The sequence below is a fragment of the Streptomyces carpinensis genome (genome assembly GCF_002154505.1).
GTDB classification, from domain to species: Bacteria; Actinomycetota; Actinomycetes; order Streptomycetales; family Streptomycetaceae; genus Streptomyces; species Streptomyces carpinensis.
Genome location: NZ_MUBM01000037.1, coordinates 1 through 15853 on the forward strand (window position 1 = coordinate 1; position 15853 = coordinate 15853).

At 70.1% G+C, this 15853-nt stretch carries 16 protein-coding genes and 1 pseudogene; 3 read left to right on the forward strand and 14 right to left on the reverse strand.

Annotated elements, in window-relative coordinates; translation table 11 throughout:
- The 14 genes and pseudogenes from BZY54_RS06260 to BZY54_RS06325 form a co-directional block, all read right to left on the reverse strand.
- Positions 1–259, reverse strand: a pseudogene (locus BZY54_RS06260) (OmpA family protein); the annotation flags it as partial.
- 11 nt (positions 260–270) lie between these two features.
- Positions 271–852: a hypothetical protein gene (locus tag BZY54_RS06265; RefSeq protein WP_086723566.1), complete on the reverse strand. Its 582-nt coding sequence runs from the start codon at positions 850–852 to the stop codon at positions 271–273.
- 34 nt (positions 853–886) lie between these two features.
- The gene (locus tag BZY54_RS06270) at positions 887–1492 is read right to left on the reverse strand and encodes a pilus assembly protein TadG-related protein (RefSeq protein ID WP_086723542.1); all 606 of its coding nucleotides are present in this window, start codon (positions 1490–1492) and stop codon (positions 887–889) included.
- Positions 1489–1722, reverse strand: a complete 234-nt coding sequence (locus BZY54_RS06275) for a Flp family type IVb pilin (RefSeq protein WP_086723543.1) — start codon at positions 1720–1722, stop codon at positions 1489–1491. The genes BZY54_RS06270 and BZY54_RS06275 overlap by 4 nt, the downstream gene beginning before the upstream one ends.
- Before the next feature lie 148 nt (positions 1723–1870).
- Entirely contained in the window at positions 1871–2731 is an 861-nt protein-coding gene (locus BZY54_RS06280) for a response regulator transcription factor (protein ID WP_086723544.1), read from the reverse strand.
- Between the two features lie 13 nt (positions 2732–2744).
- Entirely contained in the window at positions 2745–4460 is a 1716-nt protein-coding gene (locus BZY54_RS06285; protein ID WP_086723545.1) for a sensor histidine kinase, read from the reverse strand.
- A gap of 18 nt (positions 4461–4478) precedes the next feature.
- Positions 4479–5366 carry a DUF5936 domain-containing protein gene (locus BZY54_RS06290; RefSeq protein ID WP_086723546.1) on the reverse strand — a complete coding sequence of 296 codons (888 nt, stop codon included), beginning with the start codon at positions 5364–5366 and terminating at the stop codon, positions 4479–4481.
- A gap of 43 nt (positions 5367–5409) precedes the next feature.
- Entirely contained in the window at positions 5410–6351 is a 942-nt protein-coding gene (locus tag BZY54_RS06295) for a type II secretion system F family protein (RefSeq protein WP_086723547.1), read from the reverse strand.
- A 19-nt stretch (positions 6352–6370) separates the two neighbouring features.
- Positions 6371–7708, reverse strand: a complete 1338-nt coding sequence (locus BZY54_RS06300; protein ID WP_086723548.1) for a TadA family conjugal transfer-associated ATPase — start codon at positions 7706–7708, stop codon at positions 6371–6373.
- Positions 7709–7733: 25 nt separating this feature from the next.
- A complete protein-coding gene (locus BZY54_RS06305) occupies positions 7734–8096 on the reverse strand; it encodes a TadE/TadG family type IV pilus assembly protein (RefSeq protein WP_086723549.1) in 363 nt (120 codons plus the stop codon).
- A 1-nt stretch (position 8097) separates the two neighbouring features.
- Entirely contained in the window at positions 8098–8493 is a 396-nt protein-coding gene (locus tag BZY54_RS06310) for a TadE/TadG family type IV pilus assembly protein (protein WP_086723550.1), read from the reverse strand.
- A gap of 14 nt (positions 8494–8507) precedes the next feature.
- Positions 8508–9764 carry a CpaE/TadZ family protein gene (locus tag BZY54_RS06315; RefSeq protein ID WP_086723551.1) on the reverse strand — a complete coding sequence of 419 codons (1257 nt, stop codon included), beginning with the start codon at positions 9762–9764 and terminating at the stop codon, positions 8508–8510.
- 13 nt (positions 9765–9777) lie between these two features.
- Positions 9778–10485, reverse strand: coding sequence for a Flp pilus assembly protein CpaB (cpaB, locus tag BZY54_RS06320; protein ID WP_086723552.1), 708 nt, complete (start codon positions 10483–10485; stop codon positions 9778–9780).
- Between the two features lie 76 nt (positions 10486–10561).
- On the reverse strand, positions 10562–11386 hold the full coding sequence (locus tag BZY54_RS06325) for a hypothetical protein (protein ID WP_086723567.1): 825 nt from the start codon (positions 11384–11386) through the stop codon (positions 10562–10564).
- Positions 11387–11773: 387 nt separating this feature from the next.
- Here BZY54_RS06325 and BZY54_RS06330 point away from each other — a divergent pair, with 387 nt between their 5' ends.
- From BZY54_RS06330 to BZY54_RS06340, 3 genes are all read left to right on the forward strand, one after another.
- Entirely contained in the window at positions 11774–13339 is a 1566-nt protein-coding gene (locus BZY54_RS06330; protein WP_086723553.1) for a hypothetical protein, read from the forward strand.
- 58 nt (positions 13340–13397) lie between these two features.
- Positions 13398–13964 carry a hypothetical protein gene (locus BZY54_RS06335; RefSeq protein ID WP_086723554.1) on the forward strand — a complete coding sequence of 189 codons (567 nt, stop codon included), beginning with the start codon at positions 13398–13400 and terminating at the stop codon, positions 13962–13964.
- A 183-nt stretch (positions 13965–14147) separates the two neighbouring features.
- Positions 14148–15851, forward strand: a complete 1704-nt coding sequence (locus BZY54_RS06340) for a chitinase (protein WP_086723555.1) — start codon at positions 14148–14150, stop codon at positions 15849–15851.
- Positions 15852–15853 lie beyond the last annotated feature (2 nt).

Sequence of the window (15853 nt, forward strand, 5' to 3'; positions counted from 1 at the left end):
GGTCCTCGACCACCGACTTGATGTCCAGCACCTTGGGGGCGGCGAGGGTGGCTCCCTCGGGGAGCTTGAGGTCGGGGTCGTTCGGGTCGACCTTCACGGGAGCGGAGGCGGAGGGCTCCGTGCCCGGCGGTTCACTGGGACCACCGTCGGCCTGAGCCGCCACGGCACCGTAGAGATTCGCGGCGACGAGGAAAGAGGTGGCGGTGAGGGCCAGGGTGAGGCGGGGGTGGGGGCGGGTTCGAGTCCGGGTGTGGGTCATGGTGGGCCGCCTCACCCGGAGATCTTGATGGTGCCGCTGGAGAAGGTGGGGACTTGGATGGACACGTCCGTCGTCCCCGCGGGGGGAGATGGGAATTGCATGAAGACAGGGAGCGTCTGCCCCGCTTCCATGTTGCCTAGACCAGTCGTTGTCAGCGGCCGACCTTCTGTGTCCCGCAGCACGTAGTAGCGCTTCTTCCCTTTGGAGTCCACGAGGGTGGCACCACCCAGGGAGGGGCCGTTCTTGATGATCTCGGTCTCGTTGCCGCTCGTCTGAGGCGGAACAACCACGGACTTGGCACTATCGTTCTTGAGTGTCCCGTTGACAGTGACGAACCCACCCGAGTCGCGCTGAGCAGAGGTGATCTGGAGAAGCAGTCCGTCCTGGCCTCGCAGCTCGGCCAAAGGCGTCTGAGACTCACCTTCCTGAGCGCTCGGATTAGATCCACTGCTCTTCGAGACCGACGTCGAGGTGTCCGGTTTCTTGTCGTCAGCACCACCCCCGCCGCAGCCGGCCACACCGACGGCCAGACCGGCCGCAACGGTCAACGCGACCATCCCCCTGCGGGCCTTCGCAGTGAACCGAATGCTCATCACTCTGCTTCCTTCATCACTTGTCGTTCGCTTGTCAGTCGGCCAGGTGGACGTCGAAGAGGTCCTGGGGCTTCGGCAGATCGGTGAGATCTCTCGGGTCCAAGTCCCAATACCTGTTGTTCTCGCAAGTGAGGCGTGGCAGCACATCGTGCCCGGCGTTCGACGGCAAGGGCTTGAAGGTGCAGAGCGGCTTGATCACGGCCCTGGCGTGCGCCTTCGACCGCCTGCTCTCCGTGATGGGGACGACCGACTTGCCCATGGTCTTGTTCGTCTCGACTGTGACCGTGTAGCTCAGGAAGCCCGGTCGGCAACCCCCGGCCAAGACGTGGGCGTCGTTCTGCTGGGCAAGCTCCTGCGCCCGCCGGCACGAGGGTCGGAGCCCCTCACCGTCACCATCGAAGATCTGCTGCCACTTGGTCGAGTCGAGTACGGCCTTCGTCCACTCGCCCGCCAACTGGTCTCGTGTGTCCTGGGCCGCCGCGAGCGCCGCGGCGTCGGCCGCCGTCTGGGCACCACCGCGGTTCACCGTTGCCTGACCGACAGCGAAATAAGCGAGCGCAAGAAAGAGCAGGCCCCCCACCACCGTGATGTAGATGGGGAAGGCCTGCCCTGCGTCGCCGTAGCGCCGCGGTCGCGTCAATTGCCGACCTTGCCGATCAGCCCAGTGATCTTGCCCAGAATCGTCTGACCGATGCTGGTACCCGTGATCGCCAGCACGATCGCCACCACCACCGCGATGATGCCCAGGTACTCGACCGCGGTCTGCCCCCTGTCGCGGGCGCGGCGCTGCATCGCCTCGACCGTCGTGTTCTTCCAGCCGTTCACGCGGACCTTGGTCGCCACCGCGGTCTTCAGCATCAGGTCGCTCATGGTGTTCCCCTCCGGGTCGAGTCTCGGTGCCGCTTGCGACACCGGAAAGGTAGGGCGGAACACCGCTGCGGCCAGAGGGTCCCAGGGCCCATTCCCGGGCCCAAAGAGAGACCCAGCCGCTCCTCCCCCGTACCGTCGTCATCTCAGGTCACCTCAGCCCTCGTGGCGACGGGTCCGGGGCCGTGCCGAGCCACTTCGCGGCGGCCTCGGAACGGCTGGTGCTGTGGAGCTTGGCGAAGATGCGGTTGATGTGGTTCTTGACGGTCTTTTCGCTGATGAAGCAGGTGGCGGCGATCTGCTGATTGGTCATCCCGGACGCGATGAGGTCCATGATCTCCGCCTCCCTCGCGCTGAGTTGGAACCTCGACCTGTCGACGGCAGGCGGGCGTCCACCTGTCCACCCAGACGATGACTGTCCCATATCCGGTTGCACTTGCGAAAGGTTTTCCGCAGAAATAGTGGTCGCGCCGGGTGTTGGGGATCCGTTGCCGTGTGCAGTCGCACCTCCCAGACCCTCGGGGAGGGGGCTGCCCGGCCGGCCCTGGCGCAGCTGGGCCAGCAGCGCTCCCGCCGCCGTCGGGGTGAAGTGGGGCCTGCCCTCCTTGATGTCACGTACCGCGTCCACCAACTGGTCCGCCGTGAACTCGCCGTGGACCAGGTAGCCGCCCGCGCCCCGGCGCAGGGCCTCCTGGACGATCCCGGACTCGCGGCTGTAGGTGAGCATCAGGACCGGGGCGATCTGTACCAGGTACGGCAGCGCGGAGATGCCGTCCACACCGGGCATGCGGACGTCGAGCAGGACGACGTCCGGGCGGTGCTGGTGGGCGGCCTCCCAGGCCGCCCGGCCGTCCGCCGCCTCGGCGACCACCGCGATGTCCGCGCGGCCGGAGAGCAGGGCCGTCAGACCGGCTCGGACCACCGGGTTGTCGTCCGCCACGACGACCCGCAGGGGCGCGGACGGTGTCGCCGGCGGAAAGCTCGCGAAGGGGTTCGGCGTCGGATCCTGCATCGGCGGCCTCCTCTCAGGTCGTGGGCGTGTTGGTCGCCGTGGCTGCCGGAGTCGCCGGTGTCGTCAGGGCGCCCACCGGAAGTTCCAGGCGGACCTCCGTGCCCTTGGGGTGGCTGCCACGGCCGATGCGGATGCGGGCGCCCACCGAGGCGGCGCGCTCGACCATGCCGACCAGGCCGAAGTGACCCGTTCGGCGCAGTTGTTCCAGCGTGGTGCCGGGGGGCAGGCCCCTGCCGTCGTCGTGGACGCTGATGCGCAGCAGGTCGCCGTGGACGCCCGCCTGCACGTCGACCCGGGAAGGGGCCGCGTGGCGGTGGGCGTTCTCCATCGCTTCCGAGGCGATGGTCAGGAGCTGGCGGGCCACGGCCGGCGGGATGGGCGGTACGCCGGGCGCGCCCGTCGGGCGGTAGACGGCGGGCAGACCGGTCCGGGTGCTGAAGTCGCGGGTCCGGGCGGCCAGTTCGACCAGGACGTCCGTGCCCTGCGTCGGGTCGTGCTCACGACGCAGGTCGGTCAGCAGTTCGCGGGCCTCCGCGGCGGCCCGGCGGGCCGAGCGGGCGACCAGTTCGGCCTGCTGTTTCACGAGGGCGGGGTCCATGCGGTCGGCGCCCGCGGAGCCCGCCAGTCCGTCGGCGGCCAGCGCCACGCCGTGCAGGGTCTTCGCCACCGAGTCGTGCATCTCGCGTGCCAGGCGGGCCCGTTCTGCGCCGACCGCCTCCGTGACCGCGAGGCGGGCCTGGACGGTGTTCAGGGCACGGGTGGCCTCGCCGAAGCGGAGGAGCAGGGTGCGCTGGGTGGCGCCGGCCGCGCCCGCGATGAGGCACAGGCCGGGGAACAGGGCGGACTGGGCCAGGTTGGCGTGCAGCTCCCTGGAGCTCGCGTAGACGACGAGCAGGATCAGCGACTGGAGCGAGGCGAAGATGGCCGCTCCGCGCCAGCTGTAGACGAGGCCGGCCAGGAGCGGTGTGCAGACGCTGACGTAGGCCAGGGTGCTGTCCGGGCCCGCCGCGATCAGCAGGAGCGAACCGAAGAGGGTGTCCAGGGCCAGGAGGGTGGGATGGCGCAGCAGGAGGGGGCCGAAGCGCTCCCAGTCCCTGAAGAGGACGTAGGAGCCCATGAAGGTGACGACGACGGCGGCGCCGACCAGGCGGGTGGCGAGGCCGGGGGCGGCGTGGACCAGGGCGGCGGGGGCCGAGAGGGCGATCATCGCCAGGCGGAAGGCGAAGACGTGCCGGCACATCGCCTGAAGCGCGCTGATCTGGATCTTCTCGGGGGCGAGGCCCTGCGGAGGCTGCTGTGCCGTCGCTTCGGGAGCGAGACCCTGCGGGGACTGCTGTGCCGTCGATGCGGCTTCGGCGTCGGCCGGGTGCTCGTTCCCGTGTGCGCCACCCGTGCGGCTTTCGGCGCCGGGCGCCGGTGGGCCCTGTCGGACGTCCTCGCCTTCGGCGGCTCTCGGTACCCGCGCTCGGCCCGTACGCCCCTGCCTCGGCACTCCCGGACGCGGCACCCCGGGCAGCGGCACCCCGGTGCCCTCCGCCGGTTCCCAGCCCGGTGGCAGCGCCGGTGTCACCGAGGTCACCGGGATGTCCAGTGCGCCGGTGCGGACGTGGGCCGGCAGGACCGTGCCCGCCGGGGGTGTCGTGATCTCGGGGGACCTGGGGCGGCGGCGCAGCAGGCCCGTGCGTTCCGTCCGTTCTGTGCGTTCTGTGCGTTCCTCCGTGGTCGTCATGGGTGTCCTCGCCCCCTTCTACTTGCCCGTGACGGAGCTGAAGTCCACGCCGGAACCCAGGAGCAGGCCCGCGCCGAGGAGGATCATCGTGGCCGGGACCATGAAGGTGGTGATCATCATGGTGGCCTTGGGGACCGCGCGGGCGGCCTTGCGGCGGGCGTTCTGCGCGTCGGTGCGGCGCATGTCCTTGGCGAGGGAGACCAGGGTGTCCACGATGGGCGCGCCCAGTTCCTCACCCTGCTGGAGCGCCGTCACGAACATCGCGACCTGCTCGGAGTCGTTCCTGCGCCGCAGCTCCGCGAAGGCCTGGCGGCGGCTCATGCCGAGGTCCATCTGGCGGAGCGTGATGCGCAGTTCGTCCGCCCAGGGGCCCTCGTACTTGGAGGCCACCCGGTCCAGGGCCTGGCGGAAGCCCAGGCCGGCGCTGACCACGACCGCCAGCACGTCGAGGAAGTCCGGCAGGGTCCGTTCGATGACGTCCTTGCGGATGCGGATGGCCGACCAGATGCCGACCTCCGTCCAGAACGCGCCGAAGGCGAAGAGGATCAGCATTACGAAGAACTGGCCGCGCATCAGGAACACCAGGCCGCCGACGCCACCGAGGAAGCCGTACACCGCCCGCCGGGCCGCGTAGCGGTCGATCGTCAGGCCGCCCGGGTTGCCCGCCAGGTCGATCCTGCGGCGGTACTTGGCCACCAGCTTGGGGCCCATCAGGCGCAGTACGGCGGGGGCGTAGCGCATGCCGAGGCGGTCGACCAGGGAGTCCACCGCGCCGGTGCGGGTCGAGCCGACCTCCAGGGCCAGCGCCAGGTCGCTGGGCAGCCTGGCGTCCGCCCGGTACATACGGATGCCGGCGAAGACACCCCAGACGCTGAGGCCCATCACCAGTGCGAGCAGCAGTGCCATCCCTGCGTCCCCTCCTTCCGTGAGTCGTTCACAGTCCGAACGCTCAGACGTCGATGCGGGACAGACGGCGGATGAGGATGAAGCCGACCGCGTACAGCGCGAACGCGATGATCACCGCGCCCTGGCCGACCGGGGAGCCCGTCATCCGGTCCAGCGCGCCCGCCTTGACGCCGTTCATGAGGAACAGCGCACCGACGCCCAGGACGGGGACGGCGTACGAGGTCATGTTGACCTGGGAGAGCTGGGTGCGGACCTCCCGGCGGGTCTCCTTGCGTTCCTCCAGGGTCTCGGTGAGGTTCCGCAGGGCGCTGACCACCTGGCCGCCCGCCCGGTTCGACAGCACCAGCGTGGTGACCAGGACGACCAGCTCGCGGGAGGTGAGGCGATCGGCCAGCTCGCCCAGCGCGTCGTCCATCGAGGCGCCCAGCGCCAGCTGGTGGGCCACCTTGCCCAGTTCCTCACCGGCCGGTGCCTCCAGCTCCTCGGCGGCCATGCCGATGGCGGTGCGCAGGGCGAGGCCGGCCTGGGTGGCGTTGGCCAGGATGCGGGCCAGTTCTGGGAGCTGGTTGATGAACTTCTCGATGCGTCTCTGGCGCTGCCAGCTGAGGAACTGCATCGCCGCCCAGATGCCCAGCAGGCCGGCGAGCGGGCCGAAGAAGGGGGCCAGGGCGGCCTGGCCGATCAGCCAGAGGGCGGCCACCGTGGCGAGCATGTAGGCGAAGAACTCGCCCGGAGTGACGTCCAGGCCGGTCGCGGCCAGCCTCAGTTCCAGCTTGCGTCCCAGCTGGGTGCGGCGCAGTCGGCGGTCCAGGTTGCGGAAGCGGCGCCGGCGGCCCACCGTGACCTGGCCGGTCTGGGACAACCGGTCGACGAGTGCCGCCCGCTGGGCCCTGCCCATGGTGTAGGCGTGCAGGCCCACGACGGCCAGGACGCAGGTCAGCAGGGTGACGCCGGTGGTGAGGGTGACGAGGGTGCTCAGATCCATGGGGACGGTTCCTACCTGCCTACCTGGCTTCTCGGGTGGCCAACTGGTCTGCGGACTGGGCGACGCCGAAGGCCTGGGGAATGGGCTGGCTCGCCATGTAGAGGCGGTCGGCGGTGCGGCGTGGCAGCGGGTGGTACTCGAACGCGCCGTAGATCCGGCCGTCGGCCGCCATCGGCTGGGCGGCGAAGCGGGCCACGGTCGCCAGCCGGTACGGTTCGCTGCCGTGGCTGTCGAGCACGGCGATCTCGGTGACCCTGCGGGCGCCGTCGGCGAAGCGGGTGAGCTGGACGAGCACGTCGACGGCGCTGTTGATCTGGTCGTGCAGCGCGACGAACGGCACCTCGACGTCGGACATGGAGGCGAGGGTCTGCAGGCGCATCAGCGCGTCCTCGGCGCTGTTGGCGTGCACGGTGGCGAGGGAGCCGTCGTGACCGGTCGACATCGCCTGGAGCATGTCCAGCGACTCGCCGCCGCGGACCTCACCGACGACGATGCGGTCGGGGCGCATGCGCAGCGAGTTGCGCACCAGGTCGCGAATGGTGATCTGGCCCCGGCCCTCGACGTTCGGCGGACGGGACTCCAGCCGGATCACATGCGACTGCTGGAGCTGGAGCTCGGCGGAGTCCTCGATGGTGATGATGCGCTCCCCTTCGGGGATCAGCCCCGACAGCGCGTTGAGCAGGGTCGTCTTTCCGGTGCCGGTGGCGCCCGAGACGATGATGTTGAACTTCGCCTGCACCAGCCCGGCCAGCAGGAACAGCATGTGCTCGTCGAGCGAGCCGAAGCCGATCAGCTCCTGGAGGGTGAAGGAGCGCGGGAAGCGGCGGATGGTGAGGGTGGGGCCGGTGAGCGACAGCGGCGGGATGATCACGTTGACGCGCTCGCCGGACGGTAGACGGGCGTCGACCATCGGGTTCGACTCGTCCACGCGCCGGTTGACCGTCGAGACGATCCGCTCGATCGTCTGCATCAGCTGGTCGTTGGAGGCGAAACGGAGCGGGAGCTGTTCGACCCGGCCGCCGCGCTCCACGAAGATCGCGTCGGGGCCGTTCACCATGATCTCGGTGATGGAGGCGTCCTCGAGGAGCGGTTCGAGGATGCCGAGGCCGAGCGCCTCGTCGACCACCCGGCGGATCAGCTGCGAGCGCTCCACGGTCGACAGCACCGGGCCCTCCCGGCTGATGATGTGCCCGAGCACCCGTTCCAGCCGCGCCCGCCGCTCGGCGGCGGCCAGCGAGCTCATCTCCGCGAGGTCGATCTCCTCCAGCAGCTTCGCCCGGTAGGAGGCGACCAGATGACCGTCCTCGCCCCGGCCGGCGTGCTCTTCGGGGGAGTTGATACGTGCGCGGAGGCTCATGGGGGGGGGTGCTCCTCGTCCTCGTTCAGTGGTCGAGCGGCATGGTGGCGGTCTTGTGGGCCTGGCCGAAGTTCCAGCCGGGAACGATCGAGGGGATGTCGACGTCGGCGGTGACGGTGACGTCTTTGTCGCCGTACGACGCGGGGCAGTTCGTGCCGTCCGCCAGCCAGCTGCTGACCGCCTCCGCACAGGCCTGTCTTGAGTCCTGCCGCAGCGAGGCCGCGCGTGCCCCGGCGCGAGCCGCCGTCCCCGCCTGCTGCGCCGTGTAGGCGATCAGGCCGATCTGTATGACGGCCACCGCGACCAGCATCAGGATCGGGATGAACCCCAGGTACTCGATGGCGACTTGACCGTGGTCGCGCTTCCTGCGTCTGCGGTCGTACGGCATGTCAGTTCGTCACCTCCTCCACGGCACCTGCGTGACCGTGGACGGTGATGGGGAAGTCGATCGTTCCCGGGAAGAGAACGGGCACCTTCAGGTCGACATCGGCCGTGACGTACCCACCGCTCGTGTTGCAGCCCACCTCGGCCCCGCTCCGCCACGCGTCCGAGAGCTTGTCCAGCCCGGCCTGTCGACAGGCGGCACTCCTGTTGCCGGGAGCCGTCGCCGTCCCCGCCCGCACCGCCTCGTCCGCAGCGTTCCCCGCGAGCGTGTACGTGTATCCCAGCAGCACGCACTGCCACAGCAGCACCAGCGTGATGATGATGGTCGGCGCCATGCCCAGGAACTCGATGGCGACCTGCCCGCTGTCCGAGCGGAGCCGCTCGACCGCGCGCCCGCTCATCCCCCGGCGTCCCTTCATCCCCCCGCCTCCCTGCGCCGCCGGAAACTCACCGACCCCCGGTCGCCCCGCAGCCGGCCGCCGCCCTTCCGTTCGCCCTCGGGCGCCTTGACGATCCCGAGTTCGCCCGCGAGACCCCACAGCGCCTGCTTGACCGTGCTCTTGTTGTCCAGCTCGTGGATGCGGCCGGCGTCGACCGCGCCCTGGAGTTCCTTGAAGTTCGCGGGGATCGCCGTGCCCGCCACCGCCGTTCCGGTGATCTTCTGGATGAGCGGCGGCTGGATCTCCGTACCGCGGGTGTGGCGGTTGACCACGATCGTCGTCTCCTCGGCCTTGCGGATCTGCAGCCGGTCCCACATCCGCACCGTCCGTTTGGCGGCGCGCACCGCGACCACGTCCGGGGTGGTGACGAGCAGCGCGGTGTCGGCCATTTCCACGGCGGCCGCGCTCGCGCCGCTCAACTGGGCGCCGCAGTCCAGGACGACGACCTCGTAGCGGGAGCGCAGCGCGCTGACGACCTGGCGGGCCGCGCGGTCGGTGACCTCCTCACCGCGTTCGCCCTCGCCGGGGGCGAGCAGCAGGGCCACGCCGGTGTCGTGGCGGAAGACGGCGTCGGCCAGGACGCGCGGGGAGATGTCGGTGATGCCGGCCAGGTCCACGACCGAGCGGCGGAACTGGACGTCCAGGTAGGAGGCGATGTCACCGGCCTGGAGGTCCATGTCGACCAGGGCGGTGCTGTGTCCGGAGGCCTGTGCGGCCAGCGCCAACTGGATGGCCGTCAGGGTGGCCCCCACGCCGCCCTTGGCGCCGCTCACCGTCACCGCCCGCCCGCCGACTCCGGTGAACACGTCGCCGCCGTGCCCGAGATGGCGCCGTACGCCGACCGACCACTGAGCCACCGCCTGCACCCGGTTGACCAGCTCCTCGTAGCTCAGCGGGAGCGCCACCAGGCCTCGCGCGCCGGAGTCCATGGCGGCCGAGAACAGGCCGGGACTGGCGTCGGAGGTGATGAGGATGACGCCGACGGCGGGGAAGCGCAGCGCCACCTCGCGGATCAGTTCCAGGGCCGGTACCGGGCCGATCCGCTCGTGCACCACCACGACCTCGGGCAGCTCGTCCACGGATTCGGCGGCCAGGCGCGCGAGGGTGTCGATCAGCTGGGTGGAGTCGGCGACCGGGGTCACCGGCTCCGCGTCGGGGAGCTGGCTGAGCAGTGTCGTGATGGACCGGACCGCGTCCGCGTCGCCGACTGCCGGGAGGATCCTGGTGGGCATCCGTGCGGGCCTCTCACTTGTCGTTCGCGAGTTCGTAGGTCCGGTCCTTGGCCGGGACGCTGGTGTCGCTGCCGGGCGCGACCAGCGCGAGCCTGACCCGCTGGGCGAAGGACTCGGCGTAGGTGATGCGCTGGGCGTCGATCGTGGAGAGCGCGAAGGTGATGGGGACGGTCTCGGTGGACTGCTGGTTCTTGTTGTCGGCGTTCGGGTCCAGCGCGGTGATCTCGCCCACGTCGAGGACCTTGGCGTTGGTTACGATGATCTTGGACTGAGCGGGGTCACCCTCACGCTGTCCGGGGAAAGTGGCGTACACGTTGACCGTGGAGCCCGGCGTGATCTTGCCTGCCACGCCGGTCGCCGCATCGATCATGATGGCGACCTCCTGCTGCCCCGGCTGCAGGGCGGGCTGGTTCACCACCATGTCGCTCTGCAGCAGAGAACCGTGCCGGAGCGTGGTGACCGCGATCTTGCCCTGGATCTGGGCGAGGTCGGTGACGGCGTTGGGCGACAGCCACCGCTTGGGCATCTTGATCTTCTCGAACTGACTCGGGTTCAGCGGCGTGTACGGCCTCACATCACTCTTGAGCTGGTACGCGGTGACCTCGGGGCCGACCTTGGACTTGACGTCGCTGATCACGGAGAGCACGCCCGCGAACGCGCCGAGGGCGCAGATGACGGACAGGAGCAGGAGTATCACGCCGCGGCGCTGACGGGAGTTCATGGACCGTGCAACCTCATTGGGGGATATCGGTCGAGCGGGGTCGGATGGAGGTGGCGGTGACGGCGGCGGTTCAGGCTCACCCTGGGGACGCGTGGCCCTCGTGGACGGGCCTGTCGTGGCCCGGCGGAGTGGCGGAGCAGAAGACGCAGCGGTCCCCGATGACGTCGATGCCGCACCAGTGGCACACGCTCTGGCGCACCGAGGTGACCAGCTGGTACAGAACGGACAGGTCGGGCAGGTAGGTGCAGAACTCGACCAGCTTGCCCGTCCCCCACCAGGCGACGGACTCGGCCGGGAGGACGGCCTCGCGCAGCCCGAGCACGTTCCAGGCCGGGGCGAGTGAGGCGGTGACCCAGTCGGACTGGAGCTGGCCCCTGGCGACGAGCATCCAGGTACCGAAGTCCGGTCCGGCCAGCGCGGCTTCGGGACCGATCCGCACCAGTTGCGGCTCCGGATGGGCGATCACGCCGAACTGGCTGCCCGGCACCCAGGACTTGGCGTGCGTCCTGAGCCCGACGGGGACGCGGTCGAGGCGGGTGACGGAGTTGAGCACGGCGCCGGAGTGGACGTAGTGCGTGAGCAGGCGGCCCGCCGAGGCGAGCACGCCGGGACCGAGGTCGCAGGAGGCCAGCTGCCTCAGCTGGCGGGCGAGGACGGCGATCCCGAGTGGGGGCAGCTCCGGGCGGAACAGGGCGATACGGTCGCTCTCCAGCAGGGAGCGGACGGTGTGCAGCCGGCGTTCCACCTGGTCGGGGACGGCGCGCGAGCAGACGACGATCACGTGGCCGTGCTGGTCGAGCAGGGCCTGCATCCCGTCCAGGGTCTGCTCCAGCGGCTGCCGGTCCAGGTCCCGCAGGACGACGGCGGGCACGGTGCGCTCGTCCTGCGCGGACAGCGCCATGTCGGCGCTGGTGACAGCGATCGCAGTTGACACGCGAGCTCCCCGTTTGACGCCTGTCGGCGCGCCGTCGTTCCTCCGCCGCACCGAGTTGACTTCACTGCGTGACTACCTCAGCACTGTAACCACGCCTCTGTGACCGGAGAACAGCGATTCTGTAGCTGGGTGGCAACTGCCGTTGCACAAGTTGCGGCAAATCGGGGCAGGTTGAGCATCCGGATCAGACCCAAAAGCGTGGGCCCGCGCACCTCCTTGACTCTGGGCCTCCGTTTGGGCCCGCGGGCCCACGCCTTGGGCGGGCCGGCGTCCCTACCCTCGGGCGTCCACACACGAGGGACCGCTGGGGCGAGGGCCCCGCACGAGCGGCCGCTGGGCGAGGATGGCTGCCGTATGGCTGGCGGGGGTGGCATACGGGAGAGACGGAGGAGACATGCGTACGACGACTCCGGCGCGACCGGCACCGAGTACCTCGGGATGGTCGCGGTCGCCGCGGCCGTCGTCCTGGGGATCTCCGCCACCGGCATCGGCCGGACCCTCTACGACCGGATCTCCGCGGAGATCTGCAGGGTCACCGGCGGCGGCGACTGCGGCGGCGGGAACGGGGCCGACCGGGCGGACCGGCCGCTGACGGACGCCGACTTCGAGCCGTCGCTGTGCCAGGTCTCGACGGTCAGCGACAAGGCGGGGTCCAAGGCGAAGATCCTGTTCTGGGAGATCGGCGACGAGTACGGCCTCCAGGAGCAGCACCTCAGGGCGCACACGGACGTCAACCACGACGGAAAGATCGACGACCGGGACGAGTTGGTCCAGCTCACCTTCACGGACACGGCCTCCCTCGGCGCGAAGAAGGACTTCAGACCCGGGATGAAGGTGGGGAGGTTCGGCACGGACAAGGTGGAGCTGGGCGCCGGGATCAAGGTGACCAACGGCGACACCTGGGTGTTCGAGAGTCCGGACGAGGCACGGAGGTTCCGGGACGACATCGAGAAGCTCCAGATGTACGAGATGCGGCGCCGGTCGCCGGGCGGTGCGGACGCGAGCCTCGGCGACAGCATCCTGTACCTGTTCGGCGCCGGCCCGCTCAAGGACGAGGCGGAGACGGAGAAACGGGTGAAGGAGCACCTGGGGGACAACCGGAAGATCACCTACGGCAAGGTGGGCCTGGAGGCCTCCGCGGCGGCCGGCCTGAAGATCTCGGCGGGCGACGAGAAGAAGCTGAGCGCGGCGCTCGGCGGGAACTTCAAGTACGCCCCCGAGGTGACCTGGACCGACAACGCCTACAAGAACACCAAGTCGTACACGTACGCGTCGTCCGTCGATTACGGCACCAAGGCGCGTTACGAGGCGGGGCCGGTCAGCGGGGACGCCTCGGCGTCCACCACGCAGACCGGCACGATCACCGTCACCTACGACAAGACCACCGGCAAGCTGGTCCGCATCGACACCACCCGCACCGTGGAGCAGGGCGGCCGGAAGGACGGCGTCAAGATCGGGGCCGACAACGGCAGGCCGGGCGACGGCAAGCGCGGCGGCGGCGTGAGCGGCAAGGGCACCGACTCCTCCACCGGCATCCAGGTCGTCACGAACTCGATCTCCTTCGACCCGGGACCCGCGGGCGACCGGGACCGGGCGGTCGCCGAGCGGTGGCTGGAGGGCACCGACGAGCAACTGGTGGCTCCCTTCCAGTACATGTTCGACGACCACGCGCCGACCCGGCGCCCCGGCGAGGACGACCCGTTCGGCCGACTGATGTTCGACAAGGGCAGCTCGAGCCGGATGACGTACACCGGCCAGGTGAACGCGGCCGAGTACGGCTTCGAGCTGAACCTCGGGCTCAGCCTCGGCCTGTCGATCAGCACCGAGCAGAAGTCGCAGACGCTGACGGACGCCCAGTTCCTCGGTGCTCCGCACGGAGGCGGCCGGTCCTACGTTCCCTACAGCTACTGTGCGAAGTGATCGGGTGCGAAGCGGGGCGCGCGCGGAACGCCGACGCCGCCGACAGGAGGGCACGCCCATGAGGACACGAGTGCTGCTGGCCACGGGCTGCCTGCTGGGCGGCGCGGTGCTGCTCACCGGCTGCGGACCGAACGACGCCGACTCCGCCGCCCCCGACGGCTGGGGCACGCTGAGGACCAGGGGCGTCTCCGTGTCGTACCCCAAGGGCCCGCAGGGATACGTGGAGCAGAGCGCGGCCGAGCGCAGCAGGTACAACGCGGCGGCGGCCGTACGGAAGGAGTCGGGCCGCAGGGTCTCGACCATCACCGTCCAACTGGACTTCACGCAGGCGAACTCCGCCGGGCAGGCCGCCATCGCCGCCGAGGCCGGAATCGGGATGGGGGCGAAGGTGGAGGGCGAGAAGGACGTGAAGCTCGCCGGTACGGACGAGGCCAGGCGCGTCGACTTCGGCTTCCGGTCGACCGGCGAGAGCGGCGAGCCGCCCAAGGGCACGCCGGTGAAGGGCGTGATCCTCACGGGCCTGGACTCCGCCGGCCGGACGTTCGCGGTGCGGATCGACGCGGCACGGGGCGCGTTGTCGTCCGAGAACCTGAAGAAGATCGTCGACTCGGTGCGGGTGCACTAGGACATGTCTGCCGAAAGGGCCTGTTGATAAAGGGAAGTGAGCCGGAGTCGGTTCCGGCGAAGTTGGTCTGGACCTCTTGACAACGCAATTGGTCTGGACCAACTTGTACGGCTAACGGTGGCCACCGTCGTCCTGCTCCTCCCTCCCCTCTCCCCGGAGGCCCCAGTGGACCGCGTACCAGGCATGCCCCCGAGCAGACGGCTCCGGCCGTTGCGCATCTGGTCCGGAGCCGTCACCGCAGCCCTCGCCCTCTCGTTCGCGGGCACCGGCCACGCGTCGGCGGCCGACGTCAACAACGCCAAGAACGCCGGCTTCGAGTCGGGTCTGAGCAGCTGGACCTGCTCGGCCGGCAGCGGCACGACCGTCTCCTCCCCGGTGCACGGCGGCTCGGCCGCGCTGAAGGCCACGCCGGCGGGGCAGGACAACGCGCAGTGCACCCAGACGGTGGCGGTCAAGCCCAACTCGACGTACGCGCTGAGCGCGTGGGTGCAGGGCGGTTACAGCTACCTGGGCGTGACCGGCACGGGCACGACGGACGTCTCGACCTGGACGCCCGACACAGCGACCTGGAAGCAGCTGCAGACCACCTTCACGACCGGCTCCTCGACCACGTCGGTGACGGTGTACCTGCACGGCTGGTACGGCCAGGCCGCGTACTACGCCGACGACGTGTCGGTGTCCGGCCCGGACGGGGGCGGCGGCGGTGACCCGGCCCCCACCGTCCCGGCGGCCCCGGCCGGCCTGAGCGCGACCGGGACGACGTCGTCCTCGGTGTCCCTGGCGTGGAACACGGTCTCGGGCGCGACCGGCTACAACGTGTACCGCGACGGCACGAAGGTGACGTCGGTGCCGGGCAGCTCGGCGACGGTGACCGGCCTGACGGCCTCGACGTCGTACTCCTTCCAGGTCACGGCGACCAACGCGGCGGGCGAGTCGGCGAAGTCGGCGGCGGTGACCGCCACGACGGCGGCGACCGGCGGCGGAGGCGGAGGCGGAGGCACCCTCCCCAAGCACGCGGTGACGGGCTACTGGCAGAACTTCAACAACGGCGCGACGGTCCAGAAGATCTCGGACGTCCCCTCCGCCTACGACATCATCGCGGTCGCCTTCGCCGACGCCACGACCACGCCCGGCGCGGTGACCTTCAACCTCGACTCCGCGGGCCTGGGCGGCTACACCGTCGACCAGTTCAAGGCGGACATCAAGGCCAAGCAGGCGGCCGGCAAGAAGGTCATCGTCTCGGTGGGCGGTGAGAAGGGCACGGTGTCGGTCAGCGACTCGTCCTCGGCGACGAACTTCGCCAACTCGGTCTACTCCCTGATGCAGACGTACGGCTTCGACGGCGTCGACATCGACCTGGAGAACGGCCTGAACCCCACCTACATGACGCAGGCGCTGCGCGCCCTGTCCACGAAGGCCGGGTCCTCCCTGATCACCACCATGGCGCCGCAGACGATCGACATGCAGTCGACGGCGGGCGGCTACTTCCAGACGGCCCTGAACATCAAGGACATCCTCACGGTCGTCAACACCCAGTACTACAACAGCGGCGCGATGCTGGGCTGCGACGGCAAGGTGTACTCGCAGGGCTCGGTCGACTTCCTGACGGCACTGGCCTGCATCCAGCTGCAGGGGGGCCTCGCCCCGTCCCAGGTGGGCCTCGGCCTCCCCGCCTCCCCCAGCGGCGCGGGCGGCGGCTACGTCTCGCCCACGACCGTCACCAACGCCCTCGACTGCCTGACGAAGCTGACGAACTGCGGCTCCTTCAAGCCGTCGAAGACCTACCCCGACCTGCGCGGCGCGATGACCTGGTCCACCAACTGGGACGCTGCGGCCGGCAACGCCTGGTCGAACTCGGTGGGCGCCCACGTGCACGCGCTGCCGTGACC